Origin of the sequence: Limibacillus sp. (assembly GCA_037379885.1) — a bacterium.
Lineage (GTDB): Bacteria > Pseudomonadota > Alphaproteobacteria > Kiloniellales > CECT-8803 > JARRJC01.
In genome coordinates this window covers 55,349-69,680 of record JARRJC010000017.1, presented here as the reverse complement: position 1 = coordinate 69,680, position 14,332 = coordinate 55,349, and the positions used below count along the sequence as shown (strand labels likewise).

At 66.1% G+C, this 14,332-nt stretch carries 14 protein-coding genes; 5 read left to right on the top strand and 9 right to left on the bottom strand.

Annotation, left to right across the window (positions count from 1 at the left end):
* Nucleotides 1–20 precede the first annotated feature (20 nt).
* A complete protein-coding gene (locus P8X75_07710) occupies nucleotides 21–1,196 on the bottom strand; it encodes a cupin domain-containing protein (GenBank protein MEJ1995089.1) in 1,176 nt (391 codons plus the stop codon).
* Nucleotides 1,197–1,470: 274 nt separating this feature from the next.
* Between P8X75_07710 and P8X75_07705 the strand changes: the two genes are divergently transcribed.
* Nucleotides 1,471–1,656, top strand: a complete 186-nt coding sequence (locus P8X75_07705) for a Flp family type IVb pilin (protein MEJ1995088.1) — start codon at nucleotides 1,471–1,473, stop codon at nucleotides 1,654–1,656.
* A gap of 15 nt (nucleotides 1,657–1,671) precedes the next feature.
* Here the strand turns inward: P8X75_07705 and P8X75_07700 are convergent, their stop codons facing one another.
* Nucleotides 1,672–2,433: a DUF4197 domain-containing protein gene (locus P8X75_07700; protein MEJ1995087.1), complete on the bottom strand. Its 762-nt coding sequence runs from the start codon at nucleotides 2,431–2,433 to the stop codon at nucleotides 1,672–1,674.
* 71 nt (nucleotides 2,434–2,504) lie between these two features.
* Here P8X75_07700 and P8X75_07695 point away from each other — a divergent pair, with 71 nt between their 5' ends.
* Nucleotides 2,505–3,002, top strand: a complete 498-nt coding sequence (locus tag P8X75_07695) for a DUF924 domain-containing protein (GenBank protein MEJ1995086.1) — start codon at nucleotides 2,505–2,507, stop codon at nucleotides 3,000–3,002.
* Nucleotides 3,003–3,022: 20 nt separating this feature from the next.
* A complete protein-coding gene (locus tag P8X75_07690; protein ID MEJ1995085.1) occupies nucleotides 3,023–3,400 on the top strand; it encodes a hypothetical protein in 378 nt (125 codons plus the stop codon).
* A gap of 24 nt (nucleotides 3,401–3,424) precedes the next feature.
* Here P8X75_07690 and P8X75_07685 read toward each other — a convergent pair whose 3' ends face one another.
* The 5 genes from P8X75_07685 to wrbA form a co-directional block, all read right to left on the bottom strand.
* A complete protein-coding gene (locus P8X75_07685; protein MEJ1995084.1) occupies nucleotides 3,425–4,048 on the bottom strand; it encodes a pyridoxamine 5'-phosphate oxidase family protein in 624 nt (207 codons plus the stop codon).
* Nucleotides 4,038–6,557 (bottom strand): mechanosensitive ion channel, encoded by a 2,520-nt coding sequence (locus P8X75_07680; GenBank protein MEJ1995083.1) that lies wholly within the window; start codon nucleotides 6,555–6,557, stop codon nucleotides 4,038–4,040. The genes P8X75_07685 and P8X75_07680 overlap by 11 nt, the downstream gene beginning before the upstream one ends.
* Before the next feature lie 166 nt (nucleotides 6,558–6,723).
* The gene (locus P8X75_07675) at nucleotides 6,724–7,683 is read right to left on the bottom strand and encodes a glutathione S-transferase family protein (GenBank protein ID MEJ1995082.1); all 960 of its coding nucleotides are present in this window, start codon (nucleotides 7,681–7,683) and stop codon (nucleotides 6,724–6,726) included.
* 54 nt (nucleotides 7,684–7,737) lie between these two features.
* Nucleotides 7,738–8,445, bottom strand: coding sequence for a pirin family protein (locus tag P8X75_07670; GenBank protein MEJ1995081.1), 708 nt, complete (start codon nucleotides 8,443–8,445; stop codon nucleotides 7,738–7,740).
* 30 nt (nucleotides 8,446–8,475) lie between these two features.
* Nucleotides 8,476–9,078: an NAD(P)H:quinone oxidoreductase gene (gene wrbA / locus P8X75_07665; GenBank protein MEJ1995080.1), complete on the bottom strand. Its 603-nt coding sequence runs from the start codon at nucleotides 9,076–9,078 to the stop codon at nucleotides 8,476–8,478.
* Nucleotides 9,079–9,206: 128 nt separating this feature from the next.
* Here wrbA and P8X75_07660 point away from each other — a divergent pair, with 128 nt between their 5' ends.
* Together P8X75_07660 and P8X75_07655 are read left to right on the top strand one after the other, a co-directional pair.
* Nucleotides 9,207–10,133 (top strand): LysR family transcriptional regulator, encoded by a 927-nt coding sequence (locus P8X75_07660; protein ID MEJ1995079.1) that lies wholly within the window; start codon nucleotides 9,207–9,209, stop codon nucleotides 10,131–10,133.
* 341 nt (nucleotides 10,134–10,474) lie between these two features.
* Nucleotides 10,475–11,032: an N-acetyltransferase gene (locus P8X75_07655; protein ID MEJ1995078.1), complete on the top strand. Its 558-nt coding sequence runs from the start codon at nucleotides 10,475–10,477 to the stop codon at nucleotides 11,030–11,032.
* Here P8X75_07655 and P8X75_07650 read toward each other — a convergent pair.
* The gene (locus P8X75_07650; GenBank protein ID MEJ1995077.1) at nucleotides 10,986–13,088 is read right to left on the bottom strand and encodes a hypothetical protein; all 2,103 of its coding nucleotides are present in this window, start codon (nucleotides 13,086–13,088) and stop codon (nucleotides 10,986–10,988) included. The two genes, P8X75_07655 and P8X75_07650, sit on opposite strands and share 47 nt — an antisense overlap.
* A gap of 13 nt (nucleotides 13,089–13,101) precedes the next feature.
* Nucleotides 13,102–14,325, bottom strand: coding sequence for a DUF4159 domain-containing protein (locus P8X75_07645; GenBank protein ID MEJ1995076.1), 1,224 nt, complete (start codon nucleotides 14,323–14,325; stop codon nucleotides 13,102–13,104).
* Between the last annotated feature and the right edge of the window lie 7 nt (nucleotides 14,326–14,332).

Here is a 14,332-nt window from a genome sequence, read left to right as displayed (position 1 = left end):
GAGGATTCAGCGCCCGCGCGTCAGCGCAGCACGTTCATGCGCAAGAGGCTGCCGATGAACTCCTGCCGCTCGCTGTCCGCCATGGCGGGAAAGGCGTGGGCGAGGTCGCTGTCGCGCATCTGCTCGCGCCCCATCACCCAGGCGACCTGCTCGACCATCTCGCCGGGCACCTCGACCCCTTCCTTGCCGCGCGCCAGCACCGGCTTGCCCTGCACCTTGGTGAAACGGATATCGCCATTGACCTTGTAGGAGGTCTCGCCTTCCAGAAGACTCTCCAGGTCCAGGTAGTCGTTCTCGTAGCCAAACCCGGCGAGCAGCGTCTCGCACATGCGCAGCATCTGTGGACTCTGGCTGATCCGCTTCAACTCATCCCCCATATCGGAGAGAATGCGCGAGAGTTGCTCGATGTCGGGCTTGACCGGAAGGTCCGCGCGCATCTTCGCCGAGCTTACCGAGGCCTCCCAGAGCGGGGTCAGGAGATCGATCATCTTCGGCATGGTGACGCCGAAGGCGATGTGGACCGCGCCGTTTTGGGAAGCCAGGGCGTCGTGGAACTGCCCGCGCGGGATGTAGAGCAGGTCGCCCGGCTCCATCTTCACCTCGGCGACCTTCGGGCCGGCCATCTTGGCGCTCTCTTCAAACGACCGCTGGAAGCGCGGATGGGCGATGGGAGAATCCTCTTTGGTCTCGTAGATATGCCAGATCTTCTCCCCGCAGCAGTGGAGAGCGAAGACGTCGTGCGCGTCATTGTGCGGCCCGAAGGCCTGCCGTTGGCTCATGGAGAAATAGAGGTTCGATTGCGCGCTGCCGCCCGTGGCTTCCTGCAAGGCGTCGGCGACCGCAGCTGCCCCCGCGGTATGGGTGCTTACGTCGTTCAGCACCACGGAGACGCCGCGCCGGATCAAAGGCCCCAGTTTCTTCGGGTCCGGACGCATCTGCGACGCGCCGCCGGTGGCGACCAGAGGACTGCAGTAGTCTTCGGTCTTGAGCGCCTTGCGGTCCAGCATCACGCGGAAGGTCGCCGGCGACCAGATGGCGCGCATCGACATGAGCCGGCCCAGTTCGTCCCAGGACATCACCTGATCGGAGATTTCCCGCGCGCCTTTCACGTGAAGCCAGGTCTTGCCGTGATATTCCTCGAAGAAGCGATCGCGCCCGATGGGCTCAATCAAGCGATCGAAAGTGATTTCCATCATACCCGCTCTCCAGCTCCGTTCCTTGCCGGAGCGGCTTCCAATAAAGAGTTCGACACTCGACCGCGAGAGTCTAACGAAACCCCGATGAGGTTCAAGGGATCACGCCGCCCGCGCCGCTACCGTTCTGTCAATAAAAGTCAATTTTCTCCATATGTTAGTGAATTATTAGTAGTGTTCTGATACAAATTTATACAAGCCGATCGTCGTCAAGTTAAATCCTGGCAAAAATGGATCACGGCGATGACGAGGCAAAGGCGTGTCTGGAGAAGAGCTTATGAAGTATTCTGCGATTGGCTTCAGAAAGAAGGCCGCCGCGTTTTGGTCCGGTGACGAGGGAGCGTCACTGATCGAATATTCCATCCTCATCGGTCTGATCACTGCGCTGGTTATCGCCATCGTTGTCGCAGTGGCCGCGGCGGTTGGTGTACGGTGGCAGAATCTGAACTCGGCGCTTACCTAATTGAGGGTTTTGGGGCTAAGCGAAGACCCTGCGTAGCAGCTCCGTGCTTCGCGCAGCCGGGTTCTTCCGGATTTCCGCTTCTTCTTTCGCCAGATAGTGAAACAGGCCCGCGATTGCCTGCTCCAAGGCGTGTCCGCGCAGGTCGGCGCGCACATCCGGCACCAGCGGCAAACGCCGGTATTCTCCCATCATGCGTTCATAGGCGGATAGCGCACCGACAGACGCGAGCGCGCCGTCGATCACGGGGCCGAAGGCGCGCTTGAGCGACGGGGTCATGCGGCCCTTGAAGTAGCGCGTGGCGGCGTCCTCCGGCCCGCGCCAGATCCCTATGACATCGTTGAGGGTCATCGCTTGAATGGCGTCGAGGAAGATCGGCTTGGCGCGCCCTGCGGCTTGTTCGGCTGCCCTGTTCAACTTTACTTCGACATCGTCGGCGAGCGCTGAGAGACCGACGAACTTGAGCGCCTCCTGCACATCGCGCAGACCGTCAGGTAAAAAGATATGGATGGCCGCGTCCCTCAGGTAGCCGTCGTGCCGGGAGACGCGTTGGACCGTGCGCGCGGTCCCGACCTGCAAGGCCTGACGCAGGCCGGCAGCGATCTCGTCATTGCTGAGCCCGCCGCCCGACCCGCCACCCAGCCCGCCCAGCGTTCCGGAAAGCTGGGACATGGCCTGGTTCAGGTCACCGGTCTTGCATCCGCCGAGCAGGGTGGAACTCGCCAGGGCCAACCCGCCCAATAGAAGGTGCCGCCGAGCGCAGCGCTCGCTTCGTTCCATGATCTTGCCCCCCAAGGATAACGCTTTTCTGCCGCCGTTTCGGGCGGCGGCGCGTTGTTCTCGACCTTGTCTTGCGGCAGTGGTTCGAGCGGAGCGACAGCTTCGACGCCGCCGTGGGGCGGCGTCTGGCGGCGCTCCACAGGCAAGCCGTCGCGGGCGAGTTGGACGCCTGGGCGGACAGTCCGAAGGGGGCGCTGGCGCTCTGCATCCTGCTGGATCAGGTGCCGCGCAACATCTATCGCGGAAGCCCGGAAGCCTTCGCCTCCGACCCGGCGGCCTTGAAGGTTGCGCGGCGAGCACTCGAAAGCGAGTTCGACTCCAGCCTTAGCGCGGAAGAGCGGTTGTTCTTGTATCTGCCCTTCGAGCACAGCGAGGACTTGGCCGACCAGGAACTCTGCTGCCGGCTCTTCGGCGCCATGACGGAGAACCCTGAGTGGCTGACCTACGCCGAACGGCACCGGGAGATCATCCAGCGTTTCGGGCGCTTCCCGCACCGCAACGCCGTTCTGGGACGCCCTTCGACCGAGGAGGAGCGCGCCTTCCTCGAAGAGCCCAACTCCTCGTTTTAGACTGAAAGGGAAAGCAAGCCATGACTCTGAAAGCCTCTCTGATCGCAGCGGCGGTTCTCTTGCTCGCCTCGCCAGCCTTCGGGCAGAGCGGGACGGTGGAAGGCGATGAGTTGCCACAGAGCGCCGAACAGGCTGAAGCCCTCTACAGCGAGTTGCGTTCCGCCTATGAGGCAGCGTTGCTCTGCCGCGCGCTCGAACCCACCGAGGAAGACCGCGCGGAGCTTGCCGCGCTGCTCAACGAGAAGACGCGCGGCCAGGTGATGCCCGGGATCCAGCTCTCGCGCATCGACGCCGCCCGGCGCGAGGTCGCCTCCAAGCACAAATCCGAAGGCTGCGACGGCCCGCGCATGAGTGAACTGCTTGGGATCTACGACGCGCAGTTGTCCGCGATCTTCTAGGCGGCTTTGCAGGGCGGGAGAGGGTCACGGCACCAGCCAAGTGCTCTCCACGGCGCCCTCGTCGCGCCAGCGCCAGGCAGCCCGCCTGTGCCCGTCGTGGGCAAGGGAGAAGCGGTCCAGCCGCTCGACCCGGCAGGCCACCAGACAGAAGTTCTCCCGCGCCGGGTCCAGCTCGGCTTCTTCGGGCTCCCGGGTCTCGAAAGCCGGGGGCAGACCCGAGGTCGGCCCGGAGGCCGGACTGCTGGGCCCTTCCTCTTGCAGGTAACAGCGCCTCGCGAAGCGATGGCTTTTCCGCCAGGCCTCTTCGGCCCGTGGGCTTTCAAGGTGGATTTCCGCTTCAGCCTCGATGCGGAGCTGAAGGCCGCCTGGCTTGTCGTAGAAGAGCAGGGCCAGACGCGGATCGCGCTGCAACTCCTCGACCTTCGGGCTGCGCCGATCGCAGTGGAAGACGATCAGCCGCGCCTCCGGCTCGACCGCGCGCAGCACGACGCTGCGGGCCCGTGGCCGTCCGTCCAGGCCGATTGTCGAGAGCCCCATGATGTGAAAAGGGTCGCGCCGGTCGGCCGCCGCCGACTGCAGACGGGACCAGCAGTCCGCCAGCAAGCTCTCCAAGTCCTCCGGCGGGACGTGACTACCGTCACTCGCCATCGCTTTCCTGCTCCGGCATGCTTTTGGGCTTGGCGGTCGAGTCCGGTTTCGTCTCTCCGTTCTCGCCCTCGCCCTCGCCCTCTTCCTGCCGCCGGGAGACCTTCTGACTGCGCCCATTGCGCAGGACTTCGGCCAGGGTATCGCTGTCGCGCAGATGCAGGTCCCGCTGCGGGAAGGGGATCTCGACCTTCTGTTCGCGGAAGGCCTTGTCGATGGCGAAGTGCAGGTCGTTGATGAGCGTCAGGTAGTAGTCGGTGTCGCGGGCATAGACCCGGAGCTCGAAGTTCAGCGAGGAGTCCCCGAAAGCCTTGAAGATCACGAAGGGGGCGGGGTAGCTCAGCACGTCCTCGTGGTCCTTTGCGACCTTCATCAGAATATCCCGCACCAGCTCGGTATCGCTGCCATAGGCCACGCCCACGGGAACGATCACGCGGCAGATACGGGTCTTGTGGGTCCAGTTGGTGACCGGCGAGGAAACCAGCTCCGAGTTGGGAACGATCACTTCGGACCTGTCGAAGGTCTCGATCTCGGTGGAGCGCACGGAGATGCGTTTGACCGTTCCCTCGTATCCGCTGACCACGATCCAGTCGCCCACCTTGATGGGGCGCTCGATCAAGAGCAGCAGGCCGGAGACGAAGTTGTTGACCACGTTCTGAAGACCGAAGCCGATGCCGACCGACAGCGCGCCCGCGATGATCGCCAGATTGGAGAGATCGATACCGAGCGTCGCCACGGCCAGCATGGCGGCGACCGCGAAGCCGACATATCCCGTCGCCGCCGAGATCGAGTGGCGGGCGCCGACATCCAGGCGGGTGCGCGAGAGGATGCGCTGATTGAGCATCCGCTTGATGAAGCGCACCGCGATCAGGCCGACCACGAACACCACGAAGGCATAGAGGATGGAGAGCGGCGCGAAGGTGAACTCGCCGATCTTGATGCCGTCCGAAATCTGAAGGAACCAGTAGGCGAGCACCGAGTCCGGCACGCCCCATTCCAGCATGATCAAGGGGATGGCCATGAGGATCAAACAGGTGTCGATCAGCAGCGTGAGCCAGAAAACCAGCGACTCGCTGCCGCCCTGGCTCAGGTCCAGCTGGCGGGCGATGAAGCTGCGGCGGTCGGGCGAGAACAGGGTCTGCAGTATCTCGATCGCGACCGTGCGCAGGATCAGCCCGAAGCCGATGGTGATGGCGGTCGCCAGCAGCCCATCCATCATCGCCACCGCGAGATGGGAATAGCCAAGGAACGCCGCCAGGACCACGGCGACGAGAAGGCCGATGATCGCGATTCGCAAGAACCCGAGGCCGACCCCCAAGGTCTTGCGCTCCTGAGCCTCTGCCTTGCCGCCCTCCGCCTTGCCGCCCTCCGCCGAGCCTTCAACATCGCGCTTCGGCGGGCGCCAGAGCCAGGCGCCCAGCAGCGGGGCCACGAAGGTCACCAGCGTGGCCGTGCCGACGAAGGTCGCGAGCGATACGAACTCGGGAAGCGGGTCCCGGATGGCCTGCCCGGCCCGCGACAGGCCGCCGATGACGGCCATGATGATGGCCAGTCCGTGCATGGAGATGCCGGCCCCGGTGGTCTGCGCCGAGTCCAGCGGCACGATGGACCACTGCGGACGCCCCGGCGCCAGTGCGGCCCGGCTCAACTGTCCGATCAGAGCGTAGATCACGACCGCCCATAGTAGCCCGAGGGTGATCGCTTCGATCTCCTTTGTGATCAACTCGACCCTTCCCAGGGTCCACCAGATCACAAAGGCGATGAGAGAGGGCGAGACGGCGCGCCCCAAGCCGGTCACCACGAAGGCGAGGACGGCCCTCGGGTAACTCGGGGCCGCGATGTCATCGCGCTGGCCGAAGCGCCGCTCCGTCTGACGCCTGACGAACCGGCTGAGGCTGATGGTGATCACCATGACGCCCAGGACGATCAGGTAAGGCGTCCACCCCCGTTCGGCGGGCCGCTCCTCGCTCCACCAACTTGTGAGCAGGGCGTTCAGGTTCTTCCATATGGTGCCCAGTTGGCCGAAGGCGGCGGTCAGGGTGGAGGGCGCGAGCGGAAGCGGCGCCTGCTCCAGCAGGCGTTGCGTGCGTTGGCGTTGGGTTTTGACGGAAAGGTCCCTGAGCTGCGCTTGCGCGCGGGCCACCAGCGCGTCGGACCGTTGGAGCAGCCCCTGGTACTCGCTGAGTTGGCGGTTGAGGTTCTCACGCTGCTGGGCGGTTTCGGCATCCTCTTCGGGTTCGCCTTCTCCAGGGGCCGGACCCAGCGCTTCGAGCTGCGCGCGTACCGGCGTCAGGCGTTCCTTCAAGAGGCTGTCTATGTCCTGCGCCTGCTTGATGATCTGCTCGAGCCGGGTGCGGATTTCCTCCTGCTGATTGCGCGAGAGTTCGTCCTTGTCGATCTGCTCGCGCAGCGTATCGAGCGAGAGCGACCAGCGTTGTTCGCGCTGCTGGAGTTCCTGGAGGCTCTGTGCTCCGGCATCGAGCGGGAGCAACAAAGCCGCCAGCAGCAGCATGAGCCCGACGCTTCTTTGAAAAGCTCTCAGGATCCCTGGACCTTGCCGCATTCCTCGCTCTCTCCCGCTCGCTGGTGGTGTCGGCGGAAAAGAGCATAACGAGGGGGCCGCGGTGAGGCGACCCCCTCGCTTGCAACTCTTTCGTGACCGTGGAGAGGGGCCGCCGTCACGCCGCCTTGCGGTGAACGGGCAGAGAGAAATCGATCTCCGGCCCCTTGGGCACCACGCCGGTCGGATTGATGGTCTCGTGACTGACGTAGTAGTGCTGCTTGATGTGGTGGAGGTTCACGGTCTCCGCCACGCCCGGCTGCTGATAGAGGTCGCGGGTGTAGGCCCAGAGGTTGGGATAATCCACGATCCGCTTCAGGTTGCACTTGAAGTGGCCGACGTAGACCGGATCGAAGCGCACCAGCGTGGTGAAGAGCCGCCAGTCGGCCTCGGTGATTTGGTCGCCGGTCAAGTAGCGCTGGCCGGAGAGCCTTTCTTCCAAGCCGTCCAAGGTCTCGAAGAGCTCGCTCACCGCCTCCTCGTAGGCCTTCTGCGCGGTCGCGAAGCCGGCCTTGTAAACGCCGTTGTTGACCTTGTGGTAGACCTCCTCGTTGACCGCGTCGATCTCCCCGCGCAGGGCTTCCGGGTAGAAATCGCCCGGCTTGGCGCCGGCCTCGTCGAAGGCGCTGTTCAGCATGCGGATGATCTCCGCCGATTCGTTGCTGACGATGGTTTCCTTCTTGGTGTCCCAAAGGACAGGCACGGTCACCCGGCCGGTGTAGGCGGGATCGGCCTTGGTGTAGAGCTCATGGAGGCGGGTGAAGCCATAGAGCGGCTCGGCCGTCGCGCCGTCCTCCTCCCGGAACTCCCAGCCTTCGGAGCCCATGTACCAATGGACGATGGAGACCGGGATCATCTCCTCCAGCCCCTTGAGCTTGCGGAAGATCAAGGTGCGGTGCGCCCAGGGGCAGGCAAGCGAGACGTAGAGGCGGTAGCGCCCCGGCTCCGCCTTGAAGCCGGACGCGCCGTCCGCCGTCACCCAGTCGCGAAAGCTGCTTTCCTGGCGCTTGAAGCGCCCGCCGGTTGATTTCGTGTCGTACCACTTGTCGTGCCAGACACCGTCTACCAAGAGACCCATGGTCGGCTCCTTTCTCTTACTTCTTTAGTCCTTCAGGCCCTGGGGCCGCCCCGGTCAAGGGACGGCCGGGACGTCCACGAGCAGCAGCTCGCTGTCCTCCAGGGCTTCGATCTCGACTTTTGCGGGGCCGGTGACCGCGACGCCGTCGCGGGCCGCGGCTTCCTGGCCGTTCACCTGCAGGCGGCCCACCGCCGCGACCAGATAGGCCGAGCGGCCCCGCCCGACCTCGTGGGTCACGCTCTGACCGGCGGTCAGGGCGGCGCCCAGGACTGCGGCGTCCTGCTGTATCGGCAGCGCGCCTTCGTCCTCGCGGCGGCCGGAGGCCAGCGGCACCAGGCGGGCGGCCCGCTCCGCCTTGGGAAAGCGGCGCTGTTCCCAGCGCGGCTCGATGCCGGTCTGGTTCGGACGCACCCAGATCTGGAAGATCTGCGTGGTGTCGTCCTCTTCGTTGAACTCGGCATGCAGGATGCCCTTACCCGCCGACATCACCTGGACGTCGCCCGCTTCGGTGCGGCCTTCGTTGCCGAGGTGGTCGCGGTGGGTGATGGCCCCTTTGCGCACATAGGTGATGATCTCCATGTCGCGGTGGCCGTGAAGCTCGAAGCCCCGGCCCGGCTGGATGGTGTCGTCGTTCCAGACCAAGAGCGCGCCGTGGCCCAGGCGATTGGGATCGTAGTAGTGGCCGAAGCTGAAGTGATGATGGGCCTTCAGCCAATCGTTCTCGAAGCCGCCCAACTCGGCGAAGCGACGTACTTCAAGCATGATTCTCACTCCTTCTTTGAAAGGCGGCCGTCAGCCGTGAAGCTTCTTGGCGATGGTCGCCACGTGTTCGCCCTGAAAACGGGCGAGTTCCAGTTCGTTGTCCGAGGGCATGCGGCTGCCGTCGCCCTTGGCCAGAGTGGTCGCGCCGTAGGGCGTGCCGCCGCTGATCTCCTCCATCTCCTGCAGGCCCGGCGCGGAGTAGGGCAGGCCCACGATCACCATGCCGTGGTGCAGCAGGGTGGTGTGGAAGGAGGTGATGGTGGTTTCCTGGCCGCCGTGCTGCGTGGCGGTGGAGGCGAAGACGCTGCCGACCTTTCCGATCAGCTTGCCTTCGGCCCAGAGCCCGCCGGTCTGGTCCAGGAAGTTGCGCATCTGACTGGCCATGTTGCCGAAGCGGGTGGGCGTTCCGAAGATCACCGCATCGTAGTCGGCCAGTTCGCCCGGAGAGGCGATCTCGGCGGCCTGCTCGGTCTTCATGCCCGACTTCTCGGCCACCTCCTGCGGCACCAGTTCGGGCACGCGCTTGACGGTGACCTCGACGCCCTCGACGCCTTTCGCGCCCTTGGCGACGGCTTCGGCCATCTTTTCGATGTGGCCGTAGGAGGAATAGTAAAGAACAAGAAGCTTGGTCATCTCTGTGAACTCCCGGTTTCAAGATCGCTTTTGCCCGCTTGGGCCTCGTCCAAAGAGATAGGACTTGAACGATAAGGAAACTATTGGGTAAAAAGGAAAATTATTGTTTCTTGAGATGAACAATCGTTGTGCTTGAGCGCCTCACCGAACTCGCCACCTTCGCCGCCGTCGTGGAGCAGGGCAGCTTTACCGGCGCTGCGCGCGAGCTTTCGATCTCCAAGCCGGTGGTCTCCAAGCGAATCGCCCGGCTTGAGGATTCCTTCGGCCTGCGGCTTCTCAACCGGACCACGCGCCGCCTTTCGACGACCGAGGCCGGAGAAGCGCTCTACGAGCGTTGCCGCCATCTGCTTTCCGAAGTGGAGGAAGCGGAGTCGGCCCTCAGGCCGCTCGCCAGCGCGCCCAGGGGCCGCCTGCGCCTCAATGCCCCGGTCTCCTTCGGGGTTCTCCATCTGACGCCTTGCCTGCCGGATTTCCTGCGCCGCTATCCGGAGATCGAGGTGGAGCTGACGCTCAGCGATCAGCGCATCAATCTGGTGGAGGAGGGGGTCGATCTGGCGATTCGCATCTCCGATCTGGAAGACTCCAGTTTGCGCGCTCGGAAGCTCGCGCCAAGCGAGCGGATCCTCTGCGCGAGCCCCGAGTACCTCGCCCGCCATGGCGCGCCGCAGAAGCCGGAGGACCTGCGCGACCACGCCTGCCTCACCTACGCCTACCAGCGCTCCGGCAACCGCTGGACCTTTCGCAACAGCAGCGGGAAGCGGCGCCAGGTGACGGTCTCCGGGCCGCTCAGCGCCAACAACGGGGATGCCCTGCGGACGGCCTGCGAGGCGGGATTGGGCATCGCCCTCCTGCCCGAGTTTCTGGCGGGCGACGCCTTCCGGGCGGGGCGGCTGGTCTGCGTGCTGCCCGATTGGCGCGACCTTGCCGCGACGGCGGTGCATGCGGTCTATCCGGCCGGTCGCAACCTTTCGCCCAAGGTCCGGGTCTTCATAGACTTCCTGGCCACGCGTTTCGGGCCGGAACCCTATTGGCGGGTGAAGCTGCCGAAAGGCTGAGCGTGTTTTTCGCGTGGTGCGCGCCTCAGAGCTATGATAGGGAAAGAACGAGCCATTCAGGATCACCCGGGAAAGCCACGTTCAGTGACCAAGCTTCTTCGACTCCGACGACGACGACAGCACCTGCCGTCCCGCCTTCCGGCGGACCGCAGCCTGCGCCGCGTCTGACCGAGCCGAAGCCGCCAGCTTCCCCGGTTCCCCGCCAACACCGTCGAGACCGCCAGACCGCTCGACCGCGAACAGGGGACCAGATGACAGCTTCCAAGGACAGCCAACGCGGCGCGAAACCGCAAAAGGGCGCTGACAGCCACCAGCGCCTGACTTCTTGGAGTCCTGGAAGAATGTCATACGAAATCCTGCCGCAGCGCGACGGCGATGCGAAGAAGATCGAAACCCTCCTGGACCGGACCTTCGGGCCGGACCGCCACCAGAAGACGGTCTACCGCCTGCGCCAGGGGGTCGAGCCCCTGGAGGGCCTCAGTCACGTCGCCGTGGACGAAGACGGCCAGCTTCTGGGGACCTTGCGCTTCTGGCCCATCGTGATCGGCAAGACCGCCACGCCCGCGATCCTTTTCGGCCCCATCGCCGTGGAGCCCTCGCTTCAGGGCAAGGGGATCGGGCGCGCCCTGTTGCGCCACGGCCTCGCCGAGGCGAAGCACCTGGGACACCACATCTGCGTTTTGGTGGGCGACCCGGCCTACTACGGCCCCTATGGCTTCGAGAACGCCGTGGCGCGGCGGCTGCGCCTGCCCGGTCCGGTCGAACCGGAACGCTTCCAGGTGTTCGAGCTGACCCCGGGCGCGCTCTCCGGCGTCTCCGGCATGATCGGGAAGGCTGACGGGACTGCGGCGGTCAGCGCCCCTCGCGCTGCCAGGCGAAGCTCAGCGCCCCCAGCGTGAGCAGCAGCAGCGCGAGGCCGGGCAGCAGAGAGGTCCGCTTCACCCCCGTGACGCGGTAGGCGCCCCGGTCGATCAGGCCCATCCAGTTCCGCCCCGCCCGGTCGCGGCCCGGCCGCACCTCGCGCAGGTCCGGCCAGTCCCGCTCGGAGACCCGCGCGCTCAGCCCGCCGCTCGCCTCGACCCAGGGCGCCAGACGCTCGGGCGTCGAACGCAGGTCCTGATACTCAAGCGGATTGAGCGAGCCCGCTGTCGCGAGCGCCGTCATCTCTCCATCGAAGACACGGTAGAGACCGGTCTGGGAGACCGGCAGGCTGGCGCGCATGCGCCCGCTCTCGTCCGGCGCCATCGCAAAGGTGATCTCCTGACCATCGGGACGTGTTACGGTCACCTGCCGCTCTTCGGGCGACAGGGACCGTCTTTCGATCACCAGTTCCTCGCCCTTGACCTCGGCGCGCAGGTCTTCCTCCTCCAGCGCCGGTTCCTTCATCAGCCAGTGGGCGATCCGCCGCGTCAGTTCGGCCTGTGGTCCGCCGCCGTCGTAACCGCGCGCCCAGAGCCAGAGGTGGTCGCTCGCCAACTGCGCCACGCGGCCTTCGCCGACACGGTCGAGCAGCAGCAGGGGCTTGCCGTTGTTCCCGGTCATCAGCACCTCGCCGCGCCGCGCCTCCACATCGATCTGGCGGAACCAGCGACCCCAGGCGGGATCCGCGGCGTCGCCGTCCAGGCCCGCCGTCACCGGGTGGCGCCGGCCGACACCGGTCAGGGCCGGCTTGTAGGGGCCTTCGATCACCCTGCCGCTGGGCTCGCCGGGCAGCACCAGGCCAAGCGGCGTGCGGTAGAGCGAGAGGGGCGAGGCGAAGGCGGGACCCGCCGCCTCCAGCAGGGCGCCGCCCTCGCGCACGAAGCGCGCCACGTTGCCGAGGTAGAGCTGCGGCAGCACCCCACGGCGGCGGTAGCGGTCGAAGATGATGAGGTCGAACTCCTCCAGCTTCACCTCGAAGAGCTCGCGGGTCGGAAAGGCGATCAGCGAGAGTTCGCGGATCGGCGTTCCATCCTGCTTTTCGGGCGGGCGGAGAATGGTGAAATGCACCAGATCGATGGAGGGATCGGATTTCAGCAGGTTGCGCCAGGCCCGCTCGCCCGAGTGCGGCTCGCCGGACACCAAGAGTACGCGCAGCCGCTCGCGCACGCCGCGCACCTCCACCGCCGCGCGGTTGTTGACCAGGGAGAGTTCGCCGGGCCCGGGCTCGACCTCCAGGTCCAGGACGCTGCGCCCGCGCCGGTCGAGCTCGAAGGTGATCTCGCTCTCCTCGCCGATCGGCACCAGCAGACTGGTCTCCGGCTTGCCCGGCTGGCGCAGCACCAGGCGCGCCTGCCCGTCCAGCCCGCTGCCGGGCGGCGGGCCACCCAGATCGTCGACCCGCACCGTCAGGCTGAGCGGCTTGCCGATCAGCCCGTAGGCGGGGGCCTGGGTCACGGTGAGGCGGCGGTCGCTTTCCTGCGGCCGGCCGGTCAGCAGCAGATGGAGCGGGGCGTCGAAGCCCAGCGCTTGCAAGTCCGTCCCGCCGTCCAGCTCCTGGCCGAGATCGTGAATCTGTCCGTCACTGACCAGCAGGACGGCGGCCAGCTGTCCTTCGGGAATCTCGGCCAGCGCCCGGCGCAGCGGACGTTCGAGGTTGGAGCCTTCGCGGCGAAGCTGGCCTTCCTCTCCGAAGGGGACGCGCCGCACCTCCAGGTTCTCGAAGTTGGCGAACTCGCTTTCCAGGTAGCGCTCCAGTTCGGCGATCTGTTCCGGGCGCTCCTCAATGGTCTGGCTGGCGCTGCGGTCGAGCATCATCAGGACCACGTTGGGCAGGCTCTCGCGCTCCTCGCTCACCAGGGCCGGGTTGGCGAGCGCGCCCAGGCCGATCAGCACGAAGAGCAGGCGCAGCCAGCCCCCGCGCGCAGACCGCAGCAGGCCGAGCGCAGCCACGCCGAGGCAGACCACCGCAAGCGCGATCAGGACCGGGATCGGCAGGAGCGGCGAAAAGGCGATGCTGACGGCGCTTCCGGTCATGCTCGAACCCCCCTCATTGCCCGAGCCTTTCCAGGATGTAGGGAATGTGCACTTGATCGGCCTTGTAGTTGCCCGTCATGGCGTACATCACGAGGTTGATGCCGACGCGGAAGGACATCTCGCGCTGGGTGTTGCCGCCGACCATGGGAAAGAGCGGCCGCCCCGCGGAATCGATGGCCCAGGCGCCGGCCCAGTCGTTGGAGGTCACGATCACCGAGGCGACGCCGTCGTTCTGGTCATCGCCCACCGTTTCGACCCAGAGCGAAGGCGAGGTGAAGCGGCCGGGGAAGTCCTGCAGCAGGTAGAAGGCCTTGGTCATGACGTGATCCGGCCCGATCTGACCCAGCGGCGGAATCTCCAGCCCGGCGGTCAGACGCCTGAGCGAGGCCTCTCCGGGAGAGACGAGACCGCCGAATCCCTGGCCCGCGCGCTCTTCGCGCAGGTCGAAGACGATGGTGCCGCCGTTCCTCAAATAGTCGCTGACCGCCTGCTGGGCGAGACTGTCGAGCGGCCTTTGCTGCGCTGTGACCGGCCAGTAGAGCAGCGGGAAGAAAGCCAGCTCGTCGCGCCCCGGCGTCACGCCAAAGGGCTCCGCGGCTTCGATGGAGGTGCGCGCCACCAAGATCTCCGACAGTCCGGTCAAACCCGCGTGGCTGACGCGGTCCACCGCGGGAACGCCGGTCAGGACGTAGGCGAGCCGCGTGTCGGTCGTCGCTTGCAAAGCAAAGGCTTGCGGGTCCTCCGGCGGCAGGTTCTGCGCCAGCGCGTTCAGCGGCGCCAGCGCGGTCAGCGGCAACAGGGCGAGGCCCAAAGCCGCTGCCTGGGCCGCCGGTCTGAAGCCGCGCAGCAGGCCGCGCAGCCAGAGCGCCACCAGCAGGTCGAGGGACGCGAGCAGCAAGGCCGCGGCGAGAAGCCAGGGCATCAGGTCCCGCTCCCGGCTGGCCTCGTAACCGGTGAGGGCGACGCCCGAGGGCAGGTTGGAAAGGGGCTGCAAAGTGTCGAGAGCAGGCGCGAGATTGAGCGCGCGGCGCTGCTGGGAATCCCCGTAGATGCCGGCAGGGGTGGCGGGGTTCGGCAGTTGCGGCGCCTCGCCCTCGAGACTCGAGATGGCGGTCGCTTCCGGCCAGGCCGGCGTCAGGCGACCGTAGCCGTCCAGCAGTTGCAGGGGCGGCAGGCTGGCCCCTTCGTCGCCTTGCGCGCCGACGCCCTCGCTGAGATCGATCAGGCGGCGCAGCATCTCCACG

Coding starts and splice junctions, on each gene's coding strand:
- P8X75_07710 (MEJ1995089.1), bottom strand. CDS start 1,196: ATGATGGAAATCACTTTCGATCGCTTGATTGAGCCCATCGGGCGCGAT.
- P8X75_07705 (MEJ1995088.1), top strand. CDS start 1,471: ATGAAGTATTCTGCGATTGGCTTCAGAAAGAAGGCCGCCGCGTTTTGG.
- P8X75_07700 (MEJ1995087.1), bottom strand. CDS start 2,433: ATGGAACGAAGCGAGCGCTGCGCTCGGCGGCACCTTCTATTGGGCGGG.
- P8X75_07690 (MEJ1995085.1), top strand. CDS start 3,023: ATGACTCTGAAAGCCTCTCTGATCGCAGCGGCGGTTCTCTTGCTCGCC.
- P8X75_07685 (MEJ1995084.1), bottom strand. CDS start 4,048: ATGGCGAGTGACGGTAGTCACGTCCCGCCGGAGGACTTGGAGAGCTTG.
- P8X75_07680 (MEJ1995083.1), bottom strand. CDS start 6,557: ATGCTGCTGCTGGCGGCTTTGTTGCTCCCGCTCGATGCCGGAGCACAG.
- P8X75_07675 (MEJ1995082.1), bottom strand. CDS start 7,683: ATGGGTCTCTTGGTAGACGGTGTCTGGCACGACAAGTGGTACGACACG.
- P8X75_07670 (MEJ1995081.1), bottom strand. CDS start 8,445: ATGCTTGAAGTACGTCGCTTCGCCGAGTTGGGCGGCTTCGAGAACGAT.
- wrbA (MEJ1995080.1), bottom strand. CDS start 9,078: ATGACCAAGCTTCTTGTTCTTTACTATTCCTCCTACGGCCACATCGAA.
- P8X75_07655 (MEJ1995078.1), top strand. CDS start 10,475: ATGTCATACGAAATCCTGCCGCAGCGCGACGGCGATGCGAAGAAGATC.
- P8X75_07650 (MEJ1995077.1), bottom strand. CDS start 13,088: ATGACCGGAAGCGCCGTCAGCATCGCCTTTTCGCCGCTCCTGCCGATC.
- P8X75_07645 (MEJ1995076.1), bottom strand. CDS start 14,325: ATGCTGCGCCGCCTGATCGATCTCAGCGAGGGCGTCGGCGCGCAAGGC.